The sequence below is a fragment of the Falsibacillus pallidus genome (assembly GCF_003350505.1).
GTDB lineage: Bacteria > Bacillota > Bacilli > Bacillales > DSM-25281 > Falsibacillus > Falsibacillus pallidus.
In genome coordinates this window covers 385,129-407,798 of the sequence record NZ_QQAY01000003.1, presented here as the reverse complement: position 1 = coordinate 407,798, position 22,670 = coordinate 385,129, and the positions used below count along the sequence as shown (strand labels likewise).

23 protein-coding genes are annotated in these 22,670 nt (G+C 43.2%); 17 read left to right on the top strand and 6 right to left on the bottom strand.

The features are described 5' to 3' along the window. Positions 1-5: 5 nt before the first annotated feature. Positions 6-2,420, top strand: coding sequence for a leucine--tRNA ligase (gene leuS / locus DFR59_RS08555; RefSeq protein ID WP_114745207.1), 2,415 nt, complete (start codon positions 6-8; stop codon positions 2,418-2,420). Between the two features lie 113 nt (positions 2,421-2,533). Here leuS and DFR59_RS08550 read toward each other — a convergent pair whose 3' ends face one another. After that, positions 2,534-3,748: an MDR family MFS transporter gene (locus DFR59_RS08550; protein ID WP_114745206.1), complete on the bottom strand. Its 1,215-nt coding sequence runs from the start codon at positions 3,746-3,748 to the stop codon at positions 2,534-2,536. A gap of 148 nt (positions 3,749-3,896) precedes the next feature. Here DFR59_RS08550 and DFR59_RS08545 point away from each other — a divergent pair, with 148 nt between their 5' ends. Both DFR59_RS08545 and DFR59_RS08540 read left to right on the top strand, forming a co-directional pair. Beyond that, positions 3,897-4,211 (top strand): rhodanese-like domain-containing protein, encoded by a 315-nt coding sequence (locus DFR59_RS08545; protein WP_114745205.1) that lies wholly within the window; start codon positions 3,897-3,899, stop codon positions 4,209-4,211. Positions 4,212-4,280: 69 nt separating this feature from the next. Continuing rightward, positions 4,281-4,463: a sporulation protein Cse60 gene (locus tag DFR59_RS08540; protein ID WP_114745204.1), complete on the top strand. Its 183-nt coding sequence runs from the start codon at positions 4,281-4,283 to the stop codon at positions 4,461-4,463. A 33-nt stretch (positions 4,464-4,496) separates the two neighbouring features. On the opposite strand, the gene DFR59_RS08535 is transcribed toward DFR59_RS08540, so the two are convergent. Continuing rightward, a complete protein-coding gene (locus tag DFR59_RS08535; RefSeq protein ID WP_114745203.1) occupies positions 4,497-5,762 on the bottom strand; it encodes a BaiN/RdsA family NAD(P)/FAD-dependent oxidoreductase in 1,266 nt (421 codons plus the stop codon). A 160-nt stretch (positions 5,763-5,922) separates the two neighbouring features. Here DFR59_RS08535 and DFR59_RS08530 point away from each other — a divergent pair, with 160 nt between their 5' ends. Next, complete coding sequence (locus DFR59_RS08530) at positions 5,923-7,554, top strand: putative polysaccharide biosynthesis protein (protein WP_114745202.1); 1,632 nt, start codon at positions 5,923-5,925, stop codon at positions 7,552-7,554. A gap of 60 nt (positions 7,555-7,614) precedes the next feature. Further along, positions 7,615-8,328 carry a pseudouridine synthase gene (locus DFR59_RS08525; protein ID WP_114745201.1) on the top strand — a complete coding sequence of 238 codons (714 nt, stop codon included), beginning with the start codon at positions 7,615-7,617 and terminating at the stop codon, positions 8,326-8,328. Positions 8,329-8,445: 117 nt separating this feature from the next. Here DFR59_RS08525 and DFR59_RS08520 read toward each other — a convergent pair whose 3' ends face one another. Then, a complete protein-coding gene (locus DFR59_RS08520; protein WP_114745200.1) occupies positions 8,446-8,667 on the bottom strand; it encodes a DeoR family transcriptional regulator in 222 nt (73 codons plus the stop codon). Between the two features lie 425 nt (positions 8,668-9,092). On the opposite strand from DFR59_RS08520, the gene pepV reads away from it, so the two are divergent. Together pepV and dat are read left to right on the top strand one after the other, a co-directional pair. Then, the gene (gene pepV / locus DFR59_RS08515; protein WP_114745199.1) at positions 9,093-10,508 is read left to right on the top strand and encodes a dipeptidase PepV; all 1,416 of its coding nucleotides are present in this window, start codon (positions 9,093-9,095) and stop codon (positions 10,506-10,508) included. 40 nt (positions 10,509-10,548) lie between these two features. Then, positions 10,549-11,412, top strand: a complete 864-nt coding sequence (dat, locus tag DFR59_RS08510) for a D-amino-acid transaminase (protein WP_114745198.1) — start codon at positions 10,549-10,551, stop codon at positions 11,410-11,412. Between the two features lie 63 nt (positions 11,413-11,475). Here dat and cysK read toward each other — a convergent pair whose 3' ends face one another. Then, the gene (gene cysK / locus DFR59_RS08505) at positions 11,476-12,405 is read right to left on the bottom strand and encodes a cysteine synthase A (RefSeq protein ID WP_114745197.1); all 930 of its coding nucleotides are present in this window, start codon (positions 12,403-12,405) and stop codon (positions 11,476-11,478) included. A gap of 164 nt (positions 12,406-12,569) precedes the next feature. On the opposite strand from cysK, the gene thpR reads away from it, so the two are divergent. The 6 genes from thpR to DFR59_RS08475 all read left to right on the top strand — a co-directional run bounded on the left by thpR (position 12,570) and on the right by DFR59_RS08475 (position 18,234). Then, positions 12,570-12,851 carry an RNA 2',3'-cyclic phosphodiesterase gene (gene thpR, locus DFR59_RS08500; RefSeq protein ID WP_114745196.1) on the top strand — a complete coding sequence of 94 codons (282 nt, stop codon included), beginning with the start codon at positions 12,570-12,572 and terminating at the stop codon, positions 12,849-12,851. Between the two features lie 12 nt (positions 12,852-12,863). Next, positions 12,864-13,154 (top strand): 2'-5' RNA ligase family protein, encoded by a 291-nt coding sequence (locus tag DFR59_RS08495; RefSeq protein ID WP_158538355.1) that lies wholly within the window; start codon positions 12,864-12,866, stop codon positions 13,152-13,154. Beyond that, positions 13,155-14,129: a nuclease-related domain-containing protein gene (locus DFR59_RS08490; RefSeq protein WP_211318537.1), complete on the top strand. Its 975-nt coding sequence runs from the start codon at positions 13,155-13,157 to the stop codon at positions 14,127-14,129. Continuing rightward, the gene (locus DFR59_RS08485) at positions 14,129-15,046 is read left to right on the top strand and encodes a diacylglycerol/lipid kinase family protein (protein WP_114745194.1); all 918 of its coding nucleotides are present in this window, start codon (positions 14,129-14,131) and stop codon (positions 15,044-15,046) included. The genes DFR59_RS08490 and DFR59_RS08485 overlap by 1 nt, the downstream gene beginning before the upstream one ends. 12 nt (positions 15,047-15,058) lie before the next feature. Further along, positions 15,059-17,203: a type I pullulanase gene (gene pulA, locus DFR59_RS08480; RefSeq protein WP_114745193.1), complete on the top strand. Its 2,145-nt coding sequence runs from the start codon at positions 15,059-15,061 to the stop codon at positions 17,201-17,203. Positions 17,204-17,460: 257 nt separating this feature from the next. Further along, positions 17,461-18,234 carry a phosphotransferase family protein gene (locus DFR59_RS08475; RefSeq protein WP_114745192.1) on the top strand — a complete coding sequence of 258 codons (774 nt, stop codon included), beginning with the start codon at positions 17,461-17,463 and terminating at the stop codon, positions 18,232-18,234. Here DFR59_RS08475 and DFR59_RS08470 read toward each other — a convergent pair. Beyond that, entirely contained in the window at positions 18,231-18,509 is a 279-nt protein-coding gene (locus tag DFR59_RS08470) for a YtzH-like family protein (protein WP_114745191.1), read from the bottom strand. The two genes, DFR59_RS08475 and DFR59_RS08470, sit on opposite strands and share 4 nt — an antisense overlap. A gap of 156 nt (positions 18,510-18,665) precedes the next feature. Between DFR59_RS08470 and trmB the strand changes: the two genes are divergently transcribed. Then, positions 18,666-19,310 carry a tRNA (guanosine(46)-N7)-methyltransferase TrmB gene (gene trmB / locus DFR59_RS08465; protein ID WP_114745190.1) on the top strand — a complete coding sequence of 215 codons (645 nt, stop codon included), beginning with the start codon at positions 18,666-18,668 and terminating at the stop codon, positions 19,308-19,310. Positions 19,311-19,408: 98 nt separating this feature from the next. Then, entirely contained in the window at positions 19,409-20,251 is an 843-nt protein-coding gene (locus tag DFR59_RS08460; protein ID WP_114745189.1) for a YtnP family quorum-quenching lactonase, read from the top strand. Between the two features lie 64 nt (positions 20,252-20,315). Here DFR59_RS08460 and DFR59_RS08455 read toward each other — a convergent pair whose 3' ends face one another. Further along, positions 20,316-20,627, bottom strand: a complete 312-nt coding sequence (locus DFR59_RS08455) for a PepSY domain-containing protein (RefSeq protein WP_114745188.1) — start codon at positions 20,625-20,627, stop codon at positions 20,316-20,318. Between the two features lie 185 nt (positions 20,628-20,812). Between DFR59_RS08455 and DFR59_RS08450 the strand changes: the two genes are divergently transcribed. Beyond that, positions 20,813-21,886 (top strand): M42 family metallopeptidase, encoded by a 1,074-nt coding sequence (locus DFR59_RS08450; RefSeq protein WP_114745187.1) that lies wholly within the window; start codon positions 20,813-20,815, stop codon positions 21,884-21,886. Positions 21,887-22,140: 254 nt separating this feature from the next. Continuing rightward, positions 22,141-22,659, top strand: a complete 519-nt coding sequence (locus tag DFR59_RS08445; RefSeq protein WP_114745186.1) for a DUF84 family protein — start codon at positions 22,141-22,143, stop codon at positions 22,657-22,659. Positions 22,660-22,670 lie beyond the last annotated feature (11 nt).

The window sequence follows — 22,670 nt, the reverse complement described above, 5'->3', positions numbered from 1 at the left end:
ATATTATGAGTTTCGATCATCTTTCGATTGAAAAGAAATGGCAGAAGTATTGGGAAGACAATCATACGTTTAAGACAACAGAAGACAAAGGGAAATCCAACTTCTATTCATTGGATATGTTCCCTTATCCATCAGGGGCAGGACTTCATGTAGGCCATCCTGAAGGCTATACAGCGACTGACATCCTTTCCAGGTTCAAACGTATGCAAGGATATAATGTCCTTCACCCGATGGGATGGGATGCTTTTGGCCTCCCTGCAGAGCAGTATGCACTTGATACAGGGAATGACCCTGCAGATTTCACTCAGCAAAATATCAACACATTCAAAAGACAGATCAAATCATTGGGCTTCTCCTACGATTGGGATCGGGAAGTCAATACAACAGATCCTGAGTATTACAAATGGACACAATGGATCTTCTTGAAGCTTTATGAAAAAGGTTTGGCCTATATTGATGAAGTGGCAGTCAACTGGTGTCCTGCACTTGGAACAGTGCTTGCCAATGAAGAAGTCATCGATGGAAAGAGCGAACGTGGAGGACATCCGGTCGAACGCCGTCCAATGAAACAATGGATGTTGAAAATCACTGCGTATGCAGACCGTTTGATTGAGGACCTTGATGAATTGGATTGGCCAGAGAGCTTGAAGGATATGCAGCGCAACTGGATCGGACGTTCAGAGGGAGCAGAAGTTACGTTTGCAGTAGACGGGAAAGATGAATCATTCACCGTATTCACCACCCGCCCGGATACATTGTTCGGTGCTACGTATGCCGTCCTTGCACCGGAGCATCCGCTTGTTCAGGTCATTACTGCAGATGCACAGAAAGAAGCAGTTGAACAATATCTTGATCAAATCAAAGCTAAATCCGATCTAGAGCGGACAGATCTTGCAAAAGATAAAACAGGCGTCTTCACTGGAGCCTATGCAATCAATCCGGCCAATGGCGAAAAGATGCCGATCTGGATTGCGGATTATGTATTGATGAGCTATGGAACTGGCTCCATCATGGCGGTTCCTGCCCATGATGAGAGAGACTATGAATTTGCCCGCAAATTCGAATTGCCGATCAAGGAAGTTGTTGCGGGAGGAAATGTCGAGAAAGAAGCATATACCGGCGACGGAGAGCATGTGAATTCCGAATTCCTTGATGGCATGGGGAAAGAAGAAGCGATTGCTGCCATGATCAAGTGGCTTGAAGAAAAAGGCATCGGGACAAAGAAAGTCACGTACCGCCTTCGCGATTGGCTGTTCAGCCGCCAACGCTATTGGGGAGAGCCGATTCCAATCATTCATTGGGAAGACGGCACAATGTCAGCTGCGCCTGAAGAAGAGCTTCCAATCATGCTTCCAGTGACTGACAACATCAAACCATCCGGAACTGGGGAATCTCCTCTTGCCAATATTGCGGACTGGGTGAACGTTGTTGATCCAGAAACAGGCAAAAAAGGAAGAAGAGAAACGAACACTATGCCACAATGGGCTGGAAGCTGCTGGTACTACCTTCGCTATATTGATCCTAAGAACAGTGAAGTGCTTGCAGATCCGGAAAAATTGAAGCAATGGCTGCCAGTCGATATCTATATCGGCGGTGCAGAGCATGCCGTCCTTCATTTGCTATATGCTCGTTTCTGGCATAAATTCTTGTACGACATCGGCGTTGTCCCGACAAAAGAACCATTCCAAAAACTATTCAACCAAGGGATGATTCTAGGGGAAAACAATGAAAAAATGAGTAAATCAAAAGGGAATGTCGTCAATCCCGATCATATCGTCGAAAGCCATGGTGCTGATACATTGAGGCTTTATGAAATGTTCATGGGACCATTGGAAGCATCCATCGCATGGTCTACAAATGGACTTGATGGAGCACGCAGGTTCCTTGACCGCATCTGGAGACTCCTTGTAGAAGAGAACGGAGATATCTCAAGCAAGGTGCAGGATGTTGAGGCTGCTGAACTTGAAAAGACTTATCATCAAACGGTGAAAAAAGTATCTGAGGACTATGAGGGGCTTCGCTTCAATACAGCCATTTCACAAATGATGGTATTCATCAATGAGGCCTATAAAGCAGAAGTTCTTCCGAAGTCTTTTGTGGAAGGATTTGTGAAGATGCTTTCCCCGATTGCTCCTCACGTCGCTGAAGAGCTTTGGGCAAAACTTGGCCATTCCGACAGCATCACATATGCTGAATGGCCAGTATTCGACGAATCGAAATTGGTGGACAATGAAGTGGAAATTGTCCTTCAAGTGAATGGAAAAGTAAAAGCAAAGAGAATGGTAGCGAAAGATATTACGCGTGAAGAGTTAGAGGAATTGGCAAAGACGGATGATCAGCTGAAAGAACACATAGAAGGTAAGACCATCCGAAAAATCATTGCTGTCCCAGGAAAACTTGTCAACGTAGTCGCCAACTGATAAAAACAAACACCTCCAGACCCGGATAGATGGGCTGGAGGTGTTTTATATATTTATTAGGCTGTTTTCGACGCATGTCGACAAAAACCGGGTGGTGCCTGTAACCTGCAGTGTTACTTCTGCACTTGGATGGTCCGGTAGATGGGTTTGCTGCGGGATCCAAGGTTGTAAAAGATGACACTCAAAAATGTCAGCAGGGCAATCAAGTAAAATCCATCCATACCGCCGATGTGCTTCAGGAGGTAGCCTCCGAAGATCGGACCGATGAATTGGCCGATTTTCCTGAATTGGTTGGCGCCGAAGTAGGTGCCCCTTAAATGATCTGGTGCGAGTTTATCAATGACGACGCTGCTGGAAGGGAATATAAGAATTTCCCCGATCGTAAGGGCGACCATGGAAGCTATCGCTGTTGGCCAATTGAATGAAAATCCAAAGCCTAATAACCCAAGACATAAAAATACGGCCCCAGCCATCATGACTTTCATGACAGCAAATTTTTCAACGAAAGTGGAAATCGGAAGCTGCATTAAAATGACAAACACAGCGTTAATGGATAGCAAAATAGAATAGAGTGCTATTCCGTTTTTGACTGTATGTTCCAGATGCTGGGGAAGATTGGACTCAATCTGCGAGTAGCCAAGGGCTATCAAGATACCGCCGATGATGAAGTAGCGGAGGGCCTTGTCATCTTTCAGCACGTAGATGGAGTCTTTAAATGATGCCTTTTTGGCCCCTGCAGGTTCAGATGTTATTTTGAAGCGATTCATTAGCATCCATAATAGTACTCCATAAATCAAATAAATTATTCCTGTAATGAGAAACGTCAAGTTTGCCTGGACCGTTGCAAAATATGCCCCCATGAGAGGACCGGCAGATGCCCCGATATTAATGGCAGTATATCTTAGTGAGAAAGCTTTCATCCTCTTATCCTTTTCCGTAACGTCGGCAATAAGGGCCTGTGAGGTCGGCTCAAAAAAAGAATTCAAGAATCCGCTGCAGGTATTAAGGATGCTGAAGGCCAGCGGATGTGATGCCAAGCTGAAGCCGAAAAATACAAATGATATCCCGAATAATGAAACGAGCATGATGACTTTTCGCCCAAACTTGTCGGATAGCTGGCCGCCGACAAATCCGCCAATGGTGGCAGCAAGCGGGCTCATCCCGATGGTTATGCCGATGAGGACGGGACTGATGTTTGCCGTTTTGGACAGGTAGATGGCCAAAAAAGGTAGGGACATAAAAGCGGCGCCTCTTGCCAGGACTGTCCCTGCTAACAAAACCCAGACGATCGGATGGAATTGGTTTTTAAGTCTAGTCAATTTATTCATTTTTCTTCCCCGTTCCTTTCCAATATTTATAAGAATATTCTTCTTTTTTTAAGGTGTAAAGGAATTTTTATCAGGGCGGAGTCCATCATTTTGTTCCATTGAACTTTCTTGCTATAATGTTCACATCAATTCCAAAGGATGTGTTCATATGAAAGAATTACAAACGATTACGACTGAAGAGTTAAAAAAGAAGGTTGAAGCAGGGGAAGATGTAGCAATCGTCGATGTCCGTGAAGATGAGGAAGTAGCGGAAGGAATGATTCCAGGAGCAAAGCATATCAAAATGGGTGATATTCCTGAATCATTGGACCAGCTTGATCAAGATACAGAATATGTTTTGATCTGCCGTTCCGGACGCAGAAGCGAAAATGTAGGCATGTACTTGATGGACCACGGATATAAAGTGAGAAATATGGTTGGCGGAATGCTCGAATGGACAGGCCCGACTGAACCGAAAAAATAATAGGCTGAATGTTTTGAAAATGACCTTTCCTGCCCATACTAGTTAAAAAATTGACTAGAGGGATCTGTAATGATACAAGTAAAAGTTTTTGACTGTGAGCACGAAAAGGATTTGGAGCACGATTTGAATCATTTTCTAAAAGGTCTGGATGAGCGGAAAATAGTTGATATCAAATACCATATCGCCGCAATTCCGGAAGATTCAGATGAACAGATTTACTGCTTCAGCGGGATGGTCATTTATCGGAAGTAAAAAGAATCAGGGAGTCGTTCTCCCTGATTCTTTTCATTTTTTCGCTTGTAAAGCTGCATTCATGCCTGCCAGTCTTCCTGTCACCAAGGCGGAAGTGATGTTATATCCTCCTGTGTAGCCGTGGATGTCCAAAACTTCTCCACAGAAGAACAGCCCCGGCATAATCTTGGAAGCCATTGTCTTCGGTTCGATTTCCTTTACTGAAATGCCGCCGCCTGTCACGAACGCTTTTTCAATGGGGAGCGTCCCATTGACTGTAAACTTGAATTGTTTGCACAGCTCTGTCAGAGTCCTGATTTTTTCTGAGGAAATTGTTCCGCTTTGGGCATTCGGATCTATTTCGCTCTTTTCAAGCAGGAATAAAAGATACCGTTCAGGAAGGAGCCCTTTCAAACTGTTTTTGACCGCTTTCTTTGCATCTTCCTTCATTTGTTTATTGATTTCTTGAAATAATTCTTCCGCATTCTTATCTGGTCTCGCATCGAGACTGATCGTTACATTTTTTAAATTCCATTTTTTTATCGCTTTTACTACAAATTGGCTGCAGCGGAGAACAGCAGGTCCGGAAATCCCAAAATGTGTGAAAATCATATCCATTTGATGCGTTATGAGCGCTTTGCCTTTAGGATTCAGGACACTGACGCCCACGGATCTTAAAGAAAGTCCCTGAAGCGTTTTTTCCTTGATGAATGGCTCGCTTGAAGTCAATGGCACTTCTGTAGGGAATAGATCTGTGATGGTGTGGCCGGCTTTTTTTGCCCAAGGATATCCGTCGCCGGTCGATCCTGTATGGGGAACGGATTTTCCTCCCACAGCAATGACAACCGAATCAGCGGAGATTTTACTGCCATCCATCAGGACCACTCCTGCAGTGCGGCCATTTTCATAGACTACATCTTTAACAGATGTGTCTGTATAGGTCACCACATGAAGCTGTTCCATCCTGTTGAGAAGAGCATCGACCACCGACTGAGCCTTATTGGAAACAGGGAACATCCTGCCGTGATCTTCTTCTTTCAATTCGATTCCTAAGTTTTCAAAAAAGGCAATGATATCTTCGTTGTTAAACTCAGAAAAAGCACTATATAGAAAACGTCCGTTGCCTGGGATATGCTTGATGATTTCTTCAATCGGAAGGCGGTTGGTGACATTGCAGCGCCCCCCTCCCGAAATGGCAAGCTTGCGTCCTAATTTATTTCCTTTATCAATCAACAGCACTTTCGCCTTATGTTCGGCTGCAGCAATAGAAGCCATCAAGCCGGAAGGTCCGCCGCCGATGATGATTACATCAAATTTCATTAAAAACACCTTTTCCTTTCCTTGAAAAACAATACACTATGCCTGTTATTTTAAAGAGGTGTGGCAAAAGAAGCAATCTTTGACGAATAAATTGTCATTTCCCGTCGTAAGTTGTAAACTACTACTAGTGTTTTTTATGTTGAACTCAGGAAGGGATCATATGTCTTCTAAATTAATTCGCGGAACATTTGTATTGACTTTGGGAACGATTTTATCCAAGGTGCTTGGCCTTTTTTATGTTATCCCTTTTTATGCCATCATCAATAAAAGTGGAAATGGCGAGAGCGCAATGCAGCTCTATCAATTCGGATACGTGCCATATACCATATTCATTAGTGTTGCCACAGGCGGTGTACCGCTTGCGGTTTCAAAATACATTGCCAAATATAATGCAATAGAGGAATACGCGGTCGGCAGAAAATTATTTAAATCAGGTATATTGCTCATGCTTGCCACCGGATTCATCTCCTTCTTGATCATGTATATTTTCGCACCGTATTTTGCCGAATTTGTCATGAAGGATGCGAGCAGCAGCAAATATTCTGTTGCAGACGTATCCGTAGTCATTCGCGCCGTAAGCTTTGCACTGATCATCATTCCATTCATGAGTTTGATCAGGGGGTTTTTCCAAGGACACCAATCGATGGGGCCATCAGCTGTTTCTCAGGTTGTGGAACAGCTGGCGAGGATAGTATTCCTTCTCGCAGGTGCATACGTCGTTCTATATGTCATCAAAGGAACGATCGTTTCGGCTATCAGCGTAGCCACATTTGCGGCCTTTATAGGCGGGATCGCCAGTCTGATTCTTCTTATTTGGTACTGGAAGAAAAGGAAGCCATTTTTGGATGAACTATTAGAGGAAGATAAAGGGACGCTCGATATTTCTGTAAAGGATATGTTCAAGGAAATCATCGTCTATGCGATTCCTTTTGTACTTGTTGGAATTGCCAATCCGCTTTATCAGCTTATCGACCAAATGACGTTTTCAAGGGCAATGTTTGAAATCGGCAAGGCTAAAGAAAGTATGGATGCACTCGGAACCTTGAGCTTTACGGTCCATAAGCTTGTCATCATCCCGGTTTCCTTGGCAACTGCCTTCGCATTGACGCTTGTTCCGTTGATAACGGAATCCTATACGACAAACAGTTTAAAAACCTTGAAGAGACAGCTGGATCAAACATTTCAGGTCCTTCTTTTCATTACGATGCCTGCTGCAATCGGATTATCCCTATTGGCAGAGCCGGTCTATACTGTATTCTACAGCCACAGCGGGTTTGGTACAGGGATTTTAGCGAATTACGCCCCGGTTGCAATTCTTTTTGCTTTGTATTCAGTAACGGCTGCCATCATGCAGGGAATAAACGAGCAGAGGTTCACAATTTTGAGTTTGCTCGTCGGGCTGTTAGTGAAGCTTGCATTGAATATCCCTCTGATCAAGCTCTATCAGACAGAGGGGGCTGTTTATGCAACAGCCATAGGATATGCTGCATCCATCATCATTAACCTGGTTGTCATAAAAGTTTTTGCCAACTATTCATTTAAACTGGCGATCAGGAGAACCATGCTGATTACAGCCATGAATGCTGTAATGGCTGTTATTGTCATCCTAAGCTATAAGGGCATCACCCATCTATTAAACCCAGCGGTCAAATGGCAGTCCCTAGTGATTATCCTTATTTGTGGAGGAATCGGGGCGGTTGTCTACGGCTACCTTGGGTTAAAATCGAAACTGGCGGATAAACTGTTCGGAAGCCGCCTCTTGCGCATAAAACAAAAATTGAGGATATCTTAAGAAATAAAAAAGCGGATTCTAGGCTCTAGATTCCGCTTTTTCTGAAGGGAAGAGATTCATTTGAGAATAGATAAATTATTAGCTAATGTCGGGTACGGAAGCAGAAAAGAAGTAAAGAAACTCTTGAAGACTGGCGGCATCAAGCTGAACGGGGAAGTAGTCAAGGATGCCAAGATGCATGTGAATCCTGAAGAAGATGCCGTAATAGTGAATGGCGAAGAAGTCATTTATAAAGAGTTTGTTTACTTCATGATGAATAAGCCTCCAGGCGTTGTTTCGGCTACGGAAGACTCCAGGGATGAAACGGTTGTGGATATTTTGGCCATGGAGGATGCGGCCAGGTCCCCGTTTCCAGTAGGGAGGCTCGATAAAGATACAGAAGGTCTTTTAATCTTGACAAATGACGGACATCTTTCACATCAGCTCCTTTCCCCGAAGAAGCATGTTCCTAAAACATATTTTGCTGTCATCGACCAAGAAGTGACAGAAGAGGATGTAAAGGCATTTGCAGATGGGGTTACGCTTGATGACGGCTACCATACAAAGCCGGGCATTTTAAAAATCCTTAAATCAGGCATCACTTCGGATATTGAATTGACCATTACTGAGGGTAAATTCCATCAGGTGAAGAGGATGTTTGAATCTGTCGGCAAAAGAGTCATGTATTTGAAGAGGATATCAATGGGGCCGCTCCCCTTGGATGAAGAACTGGAACTCGGTGATTATCGTGAGTTGACGGATGAAGAAGTAGAAATGCTAAAATCGAATGAATAATAGCCGTAAAGGGGCTGGCCCAATAATGTGCACTGCACATATGGACCAGCCCCTTTAAAATTAATTCGATATTAAAATTCAGTACGAGCCTCTCGAAAAAAGAGATTCTTTAGTGTTTCACGATGACATCTTAACTCGCTTCTCAGTGGTTGACCATTTTCCCCGACTTGGACTTTCAACTAGATTATTATATTCTAATACATTTAAGTCTCTTTGAACGGTACGGGGTGTAATTCCGAATTCATCTACTAAATCTTGAGTAGATACAGTCCCATGGTCTTTAATGAACATATACACTGATTTAATCCGGGTTAACATTCGGTTTGTTGAAGGTTTCAAAAAACCACTCCCTCATCATTTTACCTTTGGCAAAGATTACGGACGGCTTCCTAGATTAAAGGAATGACCTTTAATCACCTTGCAATAATGATCTCCGAGCAGACAACTCCTTTACGATTCACGATTATTTTTTTCTAAGATGTCAGACACCTATATTGTACTCCTACTAAAAAGAAATATCTAGGAAAATGCTGAATTTTACAAAAAAATTAATCTGTTTCCAACATTCACCTTTATTTCTTTAATAGTATGAAGCATCTGCCTGGAAATATGCCTTTAACAGTTATTTATCCATTTTTAGTGGAATAGAAACATATCGTGATGTGATTTACTATTTTTAAGGGTGGACAAGTTGTCTTTTAATGTTTGATAGTAGTAACATACATTACATAAATGAATATCGATTATTGGAAGGAGCATGATTGATGACAAATATCAATTGGATGGAAGAAGTGGAAAAGCGTAAGGAAGATCTTCTTGGGGATCTGCAGAAATTTCTCCAAATTAAAAGTGTACTCGATGAGGAGAATCGCTCAGAAGATGCACCATTTGGACAAGGGGTGAAAGAAGCCCTGATGTATCTATTGGAACTGGGAGAGAAAGACGGTTTCACAAGCAAAAATGTTGATTCCTATGGAGGCCATCTTGAAATGGGTGCAGGGGATGAACTGTTAGGGATTCTGTGCCATGTTGATGTAGTGCCAGAAGGAGATGGATGGACGTTTGACCCATATGGCGGGGAAATCAGTGATGGAAAGATTTACGCGCGCGGCGCAATCGATGATAAGGGGCCGACTATGGCTGCCTATTATGCCATGAAAATTGTAAAAGAACTTGGGCTTCCTCTCTCAAAAAGAGTAAGGATGATCATTGGGACAGATGAAGAAAGTGATTGGAGATGTGTCGAGCACTATTTCAGCAAAGAAGAAATGCCGGCAATGGGATTTGCTCCGGATGCTGACTTCCCTATCATCTATGCCGAAAAAGGAATAGCAGATTATGATTTAGTGTGGAAGCCGTCAGGAGAAGCCAAAGCATCGTTCATGACTGTTACAAAGTTCGATTCAGGCAGAAGATACAATATGGTTCCTGATTTTGCAAAAGCAATCCTGGAAGTGGAGGGAGACCATTCAGACCTTATACAGCAGTTTGATGACTACATAAAGAAATGGGAGCTTGAAGGGAAATGTTATGTAGAGAGCGGGGACCTGATTCTTGAAATGAAAGGTCAGTCTGCCCATGGAATGGAGCCGGACTTAGGAAAGAGTGCTGGACTTCATCTGGCCAATTTTTTAGCTGGTTTTCAAATGGATGAAAATGCTGCATCTTTCATACAATTTATCCAAAAGACATTTTTCCAGGATTCAAGGGGCAAAGCGATGGGCTTCGCTTACAGTGATGAAATTACAGGGGATCTGACCATCAATGTCGGCAAGCTTCATTATGAAGAAGGTAAAGGCGGACGACTTGGGTTGAATATGCGTTATCCTGTCACATTTGATTTGGATGAAAAGAAGGAAGCAGTATGGAAAAAGCTTGAGGAACAGGGGATAGCAGTCGAAAACTTCACTGATTCCAAACCGCATCATGTGGAAGAAAGCGATCCACTTATTCAAAAGCTGAAGAAAGTCTACGAAGAGCAGACTGGTGAGAAAGCGGAGCTAATCAGCATAGGCGGAGGAACTTACGCCCGTTCCTTGAAATCCGGAGTGGCATTTGGGCCCCTATTTCCGGGTAGACCGGATGTCGCCCATCAGAAAGATGAATACATGTTCCTTGAAGATCTTTTCAGGGCAACTGCATTATACGCACAGGCAATCTTTGAGTTGGCCGGGGAGTAAGGAAATAGATATACACATTTGATAGAAACGGGGGAGCAGGATGGAAAAAGTCATCGTTAATGGGGAACTGATTGAACGCAAAGATGCGGTAATGGATATTGAAGACAGAGGCTATCAATTCGGGGATGGCATTTACGAAGTCATCAGAGTTTACAACGGCAAGATGTATACAGCTGAAGAACATCTGAAGCGTCTCTATGAAAGTGCTGAAAAGATTGGCCTGAAAATCCATTATCAAAAGGATGAAATCAAAAGTCATGCAGCAAGGCTCATCGATGAAAATATGCTTGAAACTGGAATCATTTATATGCAGTTCTCCCGGGGGATTGCCCCGCGGCAGCATGCATTTCCTCTAAAAGATGTGGCATGCTCCTACATCGCTTATACGAGAGAAATGCCAAGGCCAGAGGCTTCGCTTGATAAAGGGGTTAAAACCCTGCTGGTCGAAGATATACGCTGGCTGCGGTGCGATATCAAAAGCTTGAATCTTCTAGGCAACATTTTGGCGAAGCAGAAAGCTGCTGAGTCGGATTGCTACGAAGCAATTCAGCATCGCGGGGAGATTGTGACGGAAGGATCGTCCTCCAATGTATTCATCGTCAAAGATGGAACTGTCATGACACATCCTGCAACCAATCTGATCCTTAACGGAATCACGCGTCAAGTGATCCAGAAGGTGTGTGCAGAAAATGCTGTTCCATTCGTAGAAAAGGAATTTACAGTTGAACAGTTGCTGGCAGCGGACGAAGTGTTTCTTGGAAGCACTACTTCAGAAGTCATGCCGATCATCCAGGTTGATAAAACGGTGATCGGTGAAGGGGTGCCGGGATCGATGACAAGAAAGCTTCAAGAACTGTTCTCTCAGCATATCCAAAAGGAATGCACGCTCCTTCAGAATACTTAAGCTGCAATGATATAGAAAAAGAGGCATGGACCCGATAAAGGTCCATGCCTCTTTTTTGTTAAATTAAAAATTGAACAGATCACCGGAGAGATAGCGTTCCCCTGTATCGCAGGCGATGCAGATCACAATGGAGCCTTCCGGCATGGTCTTCGCTGTTTCAATGGCCGCAAAGCAGGCAGCGCCTGATGAAGGGCCTACAAGAATTCCTTCTTCCCTTGCCATTCTTCGTGCTGTTTCATAAGCATCTTCGTCTTTAATTTGATAGATTTTATCGTATACTTCTTGATTCAGTGTATCTGGAACGAATCCCGGACTCGTACCCACTAATTTATGTTTACCCGGTTTGCCTCCTGAAAGGACTGGTGATCCAGCTGGCTCAGCCACATGGATTTGGATGTCCGGATATTTTTCCTTCAATACTTCTCCTGTACCGGTTATTGTCCCGCCTGTACCGGCTGTTGCCACAAATGCGGAAAGAGGTTTGCCGAGTTCTTCCACAGCTTCGATGATTTCAAGGGCAGTGGTCTTGCGGTGTGCATCTGGATTGGCCTGGTTTTCGAATTGCATCGGCATGTAGCTATTCTCGATTTCTTCGCAAAGTTCCTTGGCTTTCTTAATGGCACCTGGCATTTTTTCGTCCCCCGGCGTCAATACTACTTTAGCACCGTATGCCTTCAAAAGGTTGATTCTTTCCTGCGTCATCGTATCCGGCATAACGAGGATGGCTTTATATCCGCGGGCAGCAGCATTCATTGCCAGGCCGATTCCAGTATTCCCGCTCGTCGGTTCAATGATCGTAGCTCCTTCCTTAAGAAGCCCCTTTTCTTCCGCCTCAATGATCATATTGAATGCTGCACGGTCTTTGACGCTTTTACTTGGATTATAAAATTCAAGCTTCACATATACATCTGCCCCTTTTTCAGGGTTCAGCCTATTTAATTTTACAAGTGGAGTTTCACCGATTAATTCGGCAATGTTATTAACAACTTTCATGATAAAACTTCCTTTCCTGAAGCAATGATCTCTATTTTCATCTTACTTTGTTCCGGGATCTCAATCAACCGATACGCCTGAGGGCATTTGAAAAAACCTTATGTGTGAAACAGTGGAAATTTTGCTAAAATATGAATAACGATTTTAATTAAAGGACGTTGAAAATGACAAAACCACATTATTTTATTGCCGTTTCCCTTCCAAAAGAAGTGAAGCAATTTCTGAAACAATGGTGTCAAGAAATCAAAAATCCGTTTCCCTTCAAAAAATGGGTGCATTGGGAGGACTACCATTTAACTCTCGCTTTTCTTGGAGAGGTTCCGGAAAGACAGCTTCTTAAAGTGAAGGAGAATGTTGCTAAAGCCATTGCGGGATACAGTGATCTCCCCGCATCTTTAGCCGATCTTGGTGTTTTTGGAAAGCAGGATTCCCCACGGGTTTTCTGAGATGGAATTCATGTGCCCGAGTATCTTAATAGGCTGCAGAATGCTGTCAAAGAAGCGGTTGAATCAGCAGGTATGGAATTAGATAAGAAGCCATTCAATCCCCACATAACATTGGCCAGAAAATGGGATGGACAAAAATTGTTCAGCAGCGATGAACTTCGAAAAGCTTCCGAAGCAAAAGTTGATAAACCTTCGTTTAGTATTTCCGAAATCATTCTCTATCAGACACATCTTGATCGGATTCCTAAATATGAAGCAGTTAAAAAATGGATTCTTAAGGAGACAGCAGAGGGGGAGAAATAAATGGCGCAGCTAATTAAACTTCAAGACTATATTTCCCGATACGAAACTGATATTTATCGTTATCCGACCCAATATATTCGATTGAAGAAGCAGCATTGGGGAAAATGGAAACAGGAATGGGAAGACCAAAAAAATGGGGATGCCGAATTTCTGAAACTCCAAGAATTCAAGCAAATGGTCGAAGGAAAGCAGGGCATTTTTGACAAGGTAAAGGACTTTTTCAGGAGGGACCAAGCAGAGGAAGAGAGCGAAGTCCCTTTTCAGACGGAAGATGAGGTTCCAGCCTTCACGTTTCATTCAGATCATCCAATGACAGAAGATGAGCTGAAACAGGATTTTTTGAATCAGCTCCTTGCCTTTCAATTGAAATGGGCAAGCTCTACCATAACAGCGAAGTCATATATCGATGATAAGTATTTTGACGACGTGAAGCTTCGTTTCTTGCTGCAAAGATTCCCGGATTCGTTCCTTGTCTTATATGAGCCTGTATTCTTAGTGAAAAATGCACCGGTTGATATGGATATCATGGTTGCTTCACCAACCGCCATTTGGTGTTTGACTTTTTTGGAGGGTAATCAGGATGCTGTCTATATAGGTTCCAAAGAGCACTTCTGGGAAAAAAGGGATGGAAAAGATTCCAGTAAGACACTGAATCCACTTATAGCTTTGTCACGTATGGAAAAAATAATTGCCCGTATTTTTCAACTTCATCAAGTAGAGTTTCCTATTAAAAAAGCGGTTGTATTCAGGGACGGCTATATTGATTATCCAAATGGCCCATACGATACGGCTCTCTTGGATAAACGAACATTCAATGATTGGTTTGACCAGCAGAGGAATCTCAATTCTCCAATTAAACATATGCAGTTAAAAGCAGTACAGGCTTTATTTGAGCATACCCATACCGTTGGATTTAAACGGCAAGGATGGAATGCTGACAATAACCTCCTTATCGAAGAGGAGGAAATGGATTGATGGCTGCATTGCATTTCATTGTCAACCCGCAAGCAAAGAATGGATATTCCCTGAAGATTTGGAACGAACTGAAAAAAGAGCTGCAAGACTCGCCGCATTCTATCCATTTCACAGAATCCCCCCAGCATGCGACTGAAATAGTTAATGAGATTGCCAGATTGCCAGAGGACCGTGCAGTGGTCACAGCTGTCGGCGGCGACGGCACAGTCAATGAAGTGATCAATGGGGCAATTGGTTTTGAAGGGATGAAGGTGGCTTATATACCTGCTGGATCCGGGAACGACTTCGCAAGGGGATTCGGTTTGCCGAAGAGCCCGAGGGATAGCTTGAAGCGCATACTTGCGTTAATGGAAGAGGAAGGAATGGAATTGGATGCCGGTTCATTCCATACCTCAGAGTATCCAAAAGGGCATTTCGTGAATAGTATAGGTGCAGGCTTTGATGCTCAAATTACAGTCAAAGCGAATCAATCCAATTTGAAAAAGTGGCTGAACAAGCTGTCGCTTGGAAAGCTGATCTATGCATTTTATTTAATAAAGGAACTTATATCCTATAAACCGGGACCCGCTGTCCTTCATATCGACGGGGAGGAATTTCACTTCCCGCGGATGTGGTTTATTACGGTCTCCAATCATCCATACTATGGCGGTGGAATGAAAATTTCCCCTGCCGCAAAGCCGAACGATGGTCTATTCAATATTACTGTCCTGAATGGCTTGCCAAAATGGAAGCTCCTCACCGTTTTTATTTCTGTTTTTTGGGGCGGCCATATCCGATTCAAAGAAGTTAAGACGTTCGAAGGAAAGAACATCACGATAGAATCCAAAAGCGCCATCCCTGTCCATGCAGACGGGGAATATATTGGGAAGACCCCTGTACATATCGAGATTCGTCCAAATAGCTGGGTGATTTTATAAGAGGTGTTAGTGATGGATCAGGAGAAGCGATTATATAAGGCATATCTGGATTCAATGGATACAGTGGCAGTTCTCATTCCCTATCATCATCGGAATGGAGAGTCTGCCGATTTTTGGCTGGAAACGGGAGATGGAATAAGCAAGTTGGAAGTCCAAGAAGCGATTCTTCTGGAGACTGAAAAGAAGTATATTTGCAAATTGCAGAAAACGCCTCCATTTGGGCAGATCCATTACATCATAAATGAGTTTGGAGAAAAAACAGACCTTCAGATCGGTTCAGTCATCAGAACCTCTGCATTTGACGAAATGCATTACTTCAATGGGTTCCTGGGCTGCAGCTATTCCAGTGAATCAAGTAGTTTCACCCTGTGGGCGCCGTCTGCAGCTGCAGCAAATCTCATAACGTTTCATCCGGGGACATCAGAAAGCAAAAAATGGCCCATGATTCGAAAGGAAAAAGGGGCTTGGGTGCTGGAGATCAAGGAGAACATGGACGGAATCTTCTACAAATACGAAGTCTGCGTCAATAAAGAATGGAGGCAGGCTGTTGATCCATATGCAGTGGCTGTTTCCAAAAACAGCGAGTGGGGCGTCATAGTTGACTTGAACAAAACAAGAAAAGAGAGAATTTCCCGCCCGGTGTTCTCCTCACCTAACGATGCGATTATATATGAAGTCCACATAAGAGATGCAACAAGCCATCCGAAAAGCGGTATAGACCAGAAAGGAACATATGTTGGATTTTCTGCAAGCCCTTCAATGAATGATGGCGGCCAGGTAACCGGACTGAATTATATTGCAGATTTAGGCCCGACTCATTTGGAACTTCTGCCCTTCAATGATTTCGGGGGCATACCCGATGAAAATACAGATAATGCTTATAATTGGGGATATAATCCCCTGTTTTTCAATGTGCCTGAAGGGAGCTACAGCTCAAATCCAAATGACCCCTATTCAAGGATCACGGAATTAAAGAATATGATAGACGCCATCCATCACAAAGGACTCGCGGTCATAATGGATGTAGTCTACAATCATGTGTATATCAGAGAAACATCTTCTTTTGAACAATTGGTTCCAGGCTATTATTTCCGCCACGATGAATTTGGAATGCCCTCCAACGGAACGGGAGTAGGGAACGACTTTGCCTCTGACCGGCGGATGGGAAGGAAGTTCATATTAGATTCCGTTCGATTTTGGCTTGAAGAATACAAAGTGGATGGGTTCAGGCTTGATTTAATGGGAATCTTGGATATCCAAACGATGTCAGAAGTAAAGAAACTCGCTGAAGAATTGCATCCGGGCTGTCTGATATTGGGAGAGGGATGGGATCTAAACACCCCGCTTCCACAAGAAGAGAAAGCAGCGTTGAAAAATGCCAAGAAGATGCCTGGGATATCCTTTTTCAACGATTTCTTCCGCGACACTATCAAAGGGAGCATCTTTGACTTATATAACCGTGGATATGCATTGGGGAAAAGCAGGCTTGTCCCTTCCGCCATTGAGGCATTCATGGGCAGCAGCGGGTGCCATAAAGGTGCAGAAGGAATCTTCCTTTCCCCTCGGCAATCCATTAATTATGTGGAATCGCACGATAATCATACATTATGGGATAAAATCAATTTTTGCTTTCCTGGTGAGTTTGAGCTGAATCAAAAAAGACACAGACTCGCTACATCCATCACGATCCTCGCAATGGGCATTCCTTTTTTGCATGCCGGCCAGGAATTTTTCCGTACCAAAAAAGGCATCGACAACAGCTATAAAGAACCCGACTCTATCAACTGGCTGGACTGGGATAGATGTCTGGAGTTCCAAGATAATGTAAACTATATCAAAGACTTGATTGCCTTTCGAAAAATGCATGCCGCATTCAGGATGAGCGGTCATTCAGAGATCAAGGAACATATTGAGATTGTTCCGATTCAAGGGAATACAATCGGGTTCCATTATCGGGATGTAGGACACCTTGGAAAATGGAATCACATTTTCATAGTGTTGAATCCAGATGAGAAAAAGAAAGTGAAACTCCCGGAAATCAAAAATAGATGGATGCTTTTAGGAAATGGACAATCGATGTTCTTAGAGAACCTGCAAACTGCAGAAGGAAAATGGGTGGAAGCAGAAGCCATCAGTATGATGATTTATGTAGCATAGGGCTATACATTGTGTGTAGTATGAAGCTGCGGAATCCGCAGCTTTATGCGGTCCGGAAGGAAATTGAAAAGGGTAAACTTGACGAAGATGGGGAAGAAACGATAAAATTTATGGAATATGATAGTTTTAAGTTCATAAATTATCCACTTTAAATAGATTCAAAGTTGAAATGCAATGCACTTCAACTTTTTGTGATTTCTTGAATGATTTTTTTCAGCACACATCCTACAACGAAACATAAACGAAGGTGAATCATGTTGGAACACTTATTCGATCAAGATTGGGAAATAGTGCCCGCCGGGGGGGCAACGGGAGAAGCTTTTTTTGCTAAGCATCAAGAGCAGCGGCTTTTTCTGAAGCGTAACTCCTCTCCATTCCTTGCTGTGCTGTCCGCAGAAGGAATCGTTCCGAAGCTTGTATGGACCAAGCGGATGGAAAACGGCGATGTCATTACTGCTCAGCATTGGCTGAGCGGGAGGGAACTTGATCCTGATGAGATGCTGCAAGATCGTGTAGCAAAGCTATTAAATAAAATTCATATTTCCAAGCCACTGCTGACGATGCTTGAACGTCTTGGCAAAGTCCGTTTTGAACCAGAAATGATGCTGGCTGAAGTGGAGACCACACTTGATTTTGATTTGTTGAAACTGCCTAAAGTGAATGAAGCCATTTCTTTTCTGCAGGAAAACATCGAGTTCATCCAGTTCGATGAATATGTGGTATGCCATGGGGATGTCAATCATAACAACTGGCTGCTTTCGGACCGCAACCAGCTGTATCTGATCGATTGGGACGGCGCGATGATCGCTGATCCTGCCATTGATATAGGAATGCTCCTATATTGGTACATCCCGGAGGACAAATGGGAGGATTGGCTGAATCAGTATGGAATGACTTTGACCGACAGCCTGAAGCTCAGGATGAAATGGTATGTCGTTTCCCAGACCCTGCTTTCCATCCAATGGCATAAAGCCAAGGGACGCTTCCATGAAATGAATCACTGGCTTGAGTACCTGCAATCCATTCTTTAAGAGTAGCTGTTCATATCATTCACCCATTGGGAGAGGTTTTCTTGATACCCATTGATATGATCATTTAAATTGGGTGCACTTATGCCATTATGGCTATAATCATAAATTTGCTGTAAAACGGGCCTTATATTATCTGAAATAGCTGTATTTGCCATTAAAGATTTCACTAAACGCTCCACTTGCTCACATTCTGAAACCGAACCGCAACAATCTGTCTGATGGTTGCTTAATATATCTTTCAATATCTGCATTTGATGTTCATACGTCAGTGACATCGAATCATTCCTTTCAAAAAAAGAATTCATGGTTATTCTGTGGATTCTTTTTTTATTTATTCATACTCGCGTATCGTCGGATTTTTAAGAGTACTTGCGCGAAATGGATAAGCATGGTATTGTTTTCAACGATAAAAAGGAAAATGAGGTGTCAAGATGCGTGTACGAAATAAACCTTGGGCAAAGGATAAAATAGAGCAAAATCCTCAATATGTAGTAGCGAATCCAGAAGATCACCGTGGGAAATGGTCCGAAATCTTCGGCAATGACAACCCGATCCATATTGAAGTAGGTACGGGAAAAGGGCGATTTGTAACAGAAATGGCAAAAGCAAACCCTGATGTAAATTACCTTGGGATTGAATTGTTTGAGAGCGTCATTGTGACTGCTTTGGACCGCATCATTGAGGAAGAGCTGACGAATGTGAAGCTGTTGAACGTCAATGCAAAAGACCTGAAAGAATACTTCACTAAAGGCGATGTTGACAGGGTCTATCTGAATTTCTCTGATCCATGGCCAAAGACAAGACATGCGAAAAGGCGTCTGACATATAAATCATTCCTGAAGATTTACGAAGACATCCTTGTCGATGGTGGAGAGATCCATTTCAAGACAGATAACCAAGGGCTTTTTGAATACTCCCTTACAAGCTTTTCCGAGTATGGCCTGCTGTTGACCTACGTCAGTCTTGATCTGCACAAAAGCGACTATGAAGGCAATATCATGACCGAGTACGAAGAAAAATTCTCGGCCAAAGGGCAAAGAATCTACCGCAGCGAAGCGAGATATCAAAATAAATAGTGATCTATGGAGGAGTCTCCCGACTGCGGGGACTCCTTTTATTTTTTGATAATTGATAATTCTGTTAAAATAGATTATGGACAAAGGAGGAATGCATGATGGAAACATTAACGGTTGGAAATGTAAAATTGACATGGCTAAACGGAGGCGTCACAAATATGGACGGAGGAGCCATGTTCGGCGTCGTCCCTAAGCCGCTTTGGGAGAATAAATATCCCGTAAACGAAAAAAATCAGATTGAGTTAAGGACAGATCCTATTCTTTTACAATTGGAAGGAAAGAATATCCTGATTGAAGCAGGCATCGGGTCCGGAAAGCTTACAGATAAACAAAAGCGCAACTACGGGGTTACAGAAGAATCCCAGCTCGAAAAAGAATTAAAGGAATTAAATCTATCGCCTGCAGACATCGATATCATTTGCATGACACATATGCATTTTGATCATGCATGCGGATTGACAAAATGGGAAGGAGAAAAGATGGTCTCCGCTTTTCCAAATGCCCTGATATATACGTCAGATGTCGAATGGAATGAAATGAGGAACCCGAATATACGCTCCCGGAATACATATTGGAAAGAAAATTGGGAAGCCATTCAAGAACAAGTCATTCCTTTCCACGGAGAAATGGAAGTCGTAAAAGGCCTCAAAATGTTCCACACAGGGGGGCATAGCGACGGCCATTCCATCATCGTCATTGAAACAGGTGAAGAAAAGCTCGTTCATATGGCTGATTTAATGCCTACTCATGCCCATCAAAACGTCCTATGGGTCCTTGCCTACGATGACTATCCAATGGATTCAATTGAAGCCAAGCAAAAATGGATCCCTGGAGGAATCGAGGAGGGGGCATGGTTCTTCTTCTATCATGACGCCATTTATAGAGCGGTTAAATGGGGGAAAGACGGCAGTATTGCAGATGAAGTGAAACGTAACCGCTGATAACTCATTTCTCGAGAGCAAAAAAGGCATTCCCCTCACTAGGTTGAGGAGAATGCCTTTTGATTTAAATCAGCTTAATATCAATCACTGTGCCTGTGTGGGCATCTGCGATAAATTCAAATTGCTGCAGCTGTCCATTTCGCTGGCGGGAGATGCCGCCCCGGTAAACATCCGCTTTTATAGCATGTTTTTGATAAGGTTCTGCTTTCATTTGGATCCATGACCCGTCAATCGGCCCATCTTCTTTGAAAGCGCGTTTAACTTTTGCCAGGACACTTTCTGCAGAAACGGATACGTTTCTTTTCACTGCTTCATTCATGAGGAAGCCGGCTGTGATTCCTGCGGCTGCCCCTGCGACAAATGATTTCCAATTCATCCTCTTACCCTCCAGCCAATTTCAATGATATCTTAATTATACTAAAAAATATTCAATACACCTAATGAAGCAACTTATTTTTCGGAATTGACTGTGAATTCGACGACACATAGGTGGCAACGGAAATGAAAGTTCTGTAAAATAAAAGGGTACATAATAGAATCCATTTAAAGGAGACTTTTCAGATGAATCAAGAAACGTTGGATCTTTTTAAAACATTGACTGAACTGCCCGGTGCTCCCGGGAATGAGCATCAAGTAAGGGCATTCATGCGTTCAGAGCTTGAGAAATATTCAGATGAAATTGTGCAAGATGGCCTTGGAAGCATTTTCGGGGTGAAAAAGGGAATTGAGAACGGCCCTGTCGTGATGGCAGCAGGCCATATGGATGAAGTAGGATTCATGGTGACTTCCGTTACAGAGAATGGAATGATCCGTTTTCAGACACTTGGCGGCTGGTGGAGTCAAGTATTGCTGGCTCAAAGGGTCCAAATCATTACAGACAATGGCCCCGTGATTGGTGTCATAGGATCCATTCCTCCACATTTATTAGGAGATGAACAGCGCAATAAGCCGATGGATATCAAAAACATGCTGATTGATATCGGAGCAGATGATAGAAAGGATGCTCAAAAAATTGGCATCAAGCCAGGACAGCCAATCCTCCCGATCTGCCCTTTCACTCCAATGGCAAATGAAAAGAAAATCCTGGCAAAAGCATGGGATAACCGCTATGGCTGTGGTTTATCCATTGAACTGCTAAAAGAATTGAAAGATGAAAAACTGCCAAATATCTTATATTCAGGTGCGACAGTACAGGAAGAAGTCGGACTGCGGGGAGCCAAAACGGCTGCCAATATGATCAACCCTGATATTTTCTTCGCAATGGATGCAAGTCCTGCAAACGATATGTCAGGGGATAAGAATGAATTTGGACAGCTGGGCAAAGGAACATTGCTTCGCATTTTAGACCGTTCAATGGTGACGCATAGAGGGATGCGTGAATTCGTCTTGGATACGGCTGAAACCAATAAAATTCCATATCAGTATTTTGTCTCACAAGGCGGTACAGATGCAGGAAGCGTCCATTTATCCAATAATGGGGTGCCGAGTGCCGTTGTAGGAATTTGTTCACGCTACATCCATACACATGCATCCATGATCCATATCGATGATTATGCAGCTGCTAAAGAACTTCTTGTGAAATTAGTCAAATCATGCGACCGCACAACAGTCGAGTCAATCAGACAGAATAGCTGAAGCTGAGATTATCAATTTTAGAAGGGGGGATGCGCATCATGCAGCCCCTCTTTTCCATGTTGTCTAGGATATTATAAAATGTTACCTTATGAGTAATTTTGATAAAAGTTAATCGGCATCCAGCTCCAGCGCCTAGCCCCTCGAGTCATAAGCCGTACCTCTACGGAAATCAGGATTTCCCTCGAGTTCCGTCTTATGCTGGTCGGGGCTGAACAAGGCGCTTGCGCTTTTGTCATAAAAGGAAGGTGTACGATGTGAAGGCTGCCATTGGATCAAAAAATCCGGCAAAGGTGAATGCAGTTAAAAATATCGTTTCAAATGAATTTGAGAATATCGAGGTAGTCAGCATTGATGCTCCCTCCGGCGTTAGCAGCCAGCCGTTTTCAGATAAGGAAACAATTGAAGGAGCAATCAACAGGGCTGAATTTTCCAGGAAAGTAGCCGGGGCTGATATAGGGATCGGTCTTGAAGGCGGTGTAGTGGAAACAGAGAACGGATTATTCTTGTGTAATTGGGGAGCGTTATCATTTGGAAATGAAAAGCCGATTGTTGCAGGAGGAGCAAGGATTTTGCTGCCGAATGAAATTTCGGAAAAGCTGAGAGGCGGTTTGGAATTGGGGCCGGTCATGGATCAGTTCTGTCAAATGAAAGATGTAGGTAAAGGAAATGGAGCTGTAGGCATCTTTTCAGGAGGGCTGGTCAATAGGGATGAGATGTTCGAACATATCCTCAAGCTTCTTGTCGGACAGTACCTTTATCATATGAAATCTTAAATTCTCCATCA

Bases quoted from the DNA above. Each gene is read 5' to 3' on its own strand.
- leuS (WP_114745207.1), top strand. From the start codon at position 6: ATGAGTTTCGATCATCTTTCGATTGAAAAGAAATGGCAGAAGTATTGG.
- DFR59_RS08550 (WP_114745206.1), bottom strand. From the start codon at position 3,748: ATGAATAAATTGACTAGACTTAAAAACCAATTCCATCCGATCGTCTGG.
- DFR59_RS08545 (WP_114745205.1), top strand. From the start codon at position 3,897: ATGAAAGAATTACAAACGATTACGACTGAAGAGTTAAAAAAGAAGGTT.
- DFR59_RS08540 (WP_114745204.1), top strand. From the start codon at position 4,281: ATGATACAAGTAAAAGTTTTTGACTGTGAGCACGAAAAGGATTTGGAG.
- DFR59_RS08535 (WP_114745203.1), bottom strand. From the start codon at position 5,762: ATGAAATTTGATGTAATCATCATCGGCGGCGGACCTTCCGGCTTGATG.
- DFR59_RS08530 (WP_114745202.1), top strand. From the start codon at position 5,923: ATGTCTTCTAAATTAATTCGCGGAACATTTGTATTGACTTTGGGAACG.
- pepV (WP_114745199.1), top strand. From the start codon at position 9,093: ATGACAAATATCAATTGGATGGAAGAAGTGGAAAAGCGTAAGGAAGAT.
- dat (WP_114745198.1), top strand. From the start codon at position 10,549: ATGGAAAAAGTCATCGTTAATGGGGAACTGATTGAACGCAAAGATGCG.
- cysK (WP_114745197.1), bottom strand. From the start codon at position 12,405: ATGAAAGTTGTTAATAACATTGCCGAATTAATCGGTGAAACTCCACTT.
- thpR (WP_114745196.1), top strand. From the start codon at position 12,570: ATGACAAAACCACATTATTTTATTGCCGTTTCCCTTCCAAAAGAAGTG.
- DFR59_RS08490 (WP_211318537.1), top strand. From the start codon at position 13,155: ATGGCGCAGCTAATTAAACTTCAAGACTATATTTCCCGATACGAAACT.
- DFR59_RS08485 (WP_114745194.1), top strand. From the start codon at position 14,129: ATGGCTGCATTGCATTTCATTGTCAACCCGCAAGCAAAGAATGGATAT.
- pulA (WP_114745193.1), top strand. From the start codon at position 15,059: ATGGATCAGGAGAAGCGATTATATAAGGCATATCTGGATTCAATGGAT.
- DFR59_RS08470 (WP_114745191.1), bottom strand. From the start codon at position 18,509: ATGTCACTGACGTATGAACATCAAATGCAGATATTGAAAGATATATTA.
- trmB (WP_114745190.1), top strand. From the start codon at position 18,666: ATGCGTGTACGAAATAAACCTTGGGCAAAGGATAAAATAGAGCAAAAT.
- DFR59_RS08460 (WP_114745189.1), top strand. From the start codon at position 19,409: ATGGAAACATTAACGGTTGGAAATGTAAAATTGACATGGCTAAACGGA.
- DFR59_RS08455 (WP_114745188.1), bottom strand. From the start codon at position 20,627: ATGAATTGGAAATCATTTGTCGCAGGGGCAGCCGCAGGAATCACAGCC.
- DFR59_RS08450 (WP_114745187.1), top strand. From the start codon at position 20,813: ATGAATCAAGAAACGTTGGATCTTTTTAAAACATTGACTGAACTGCCC.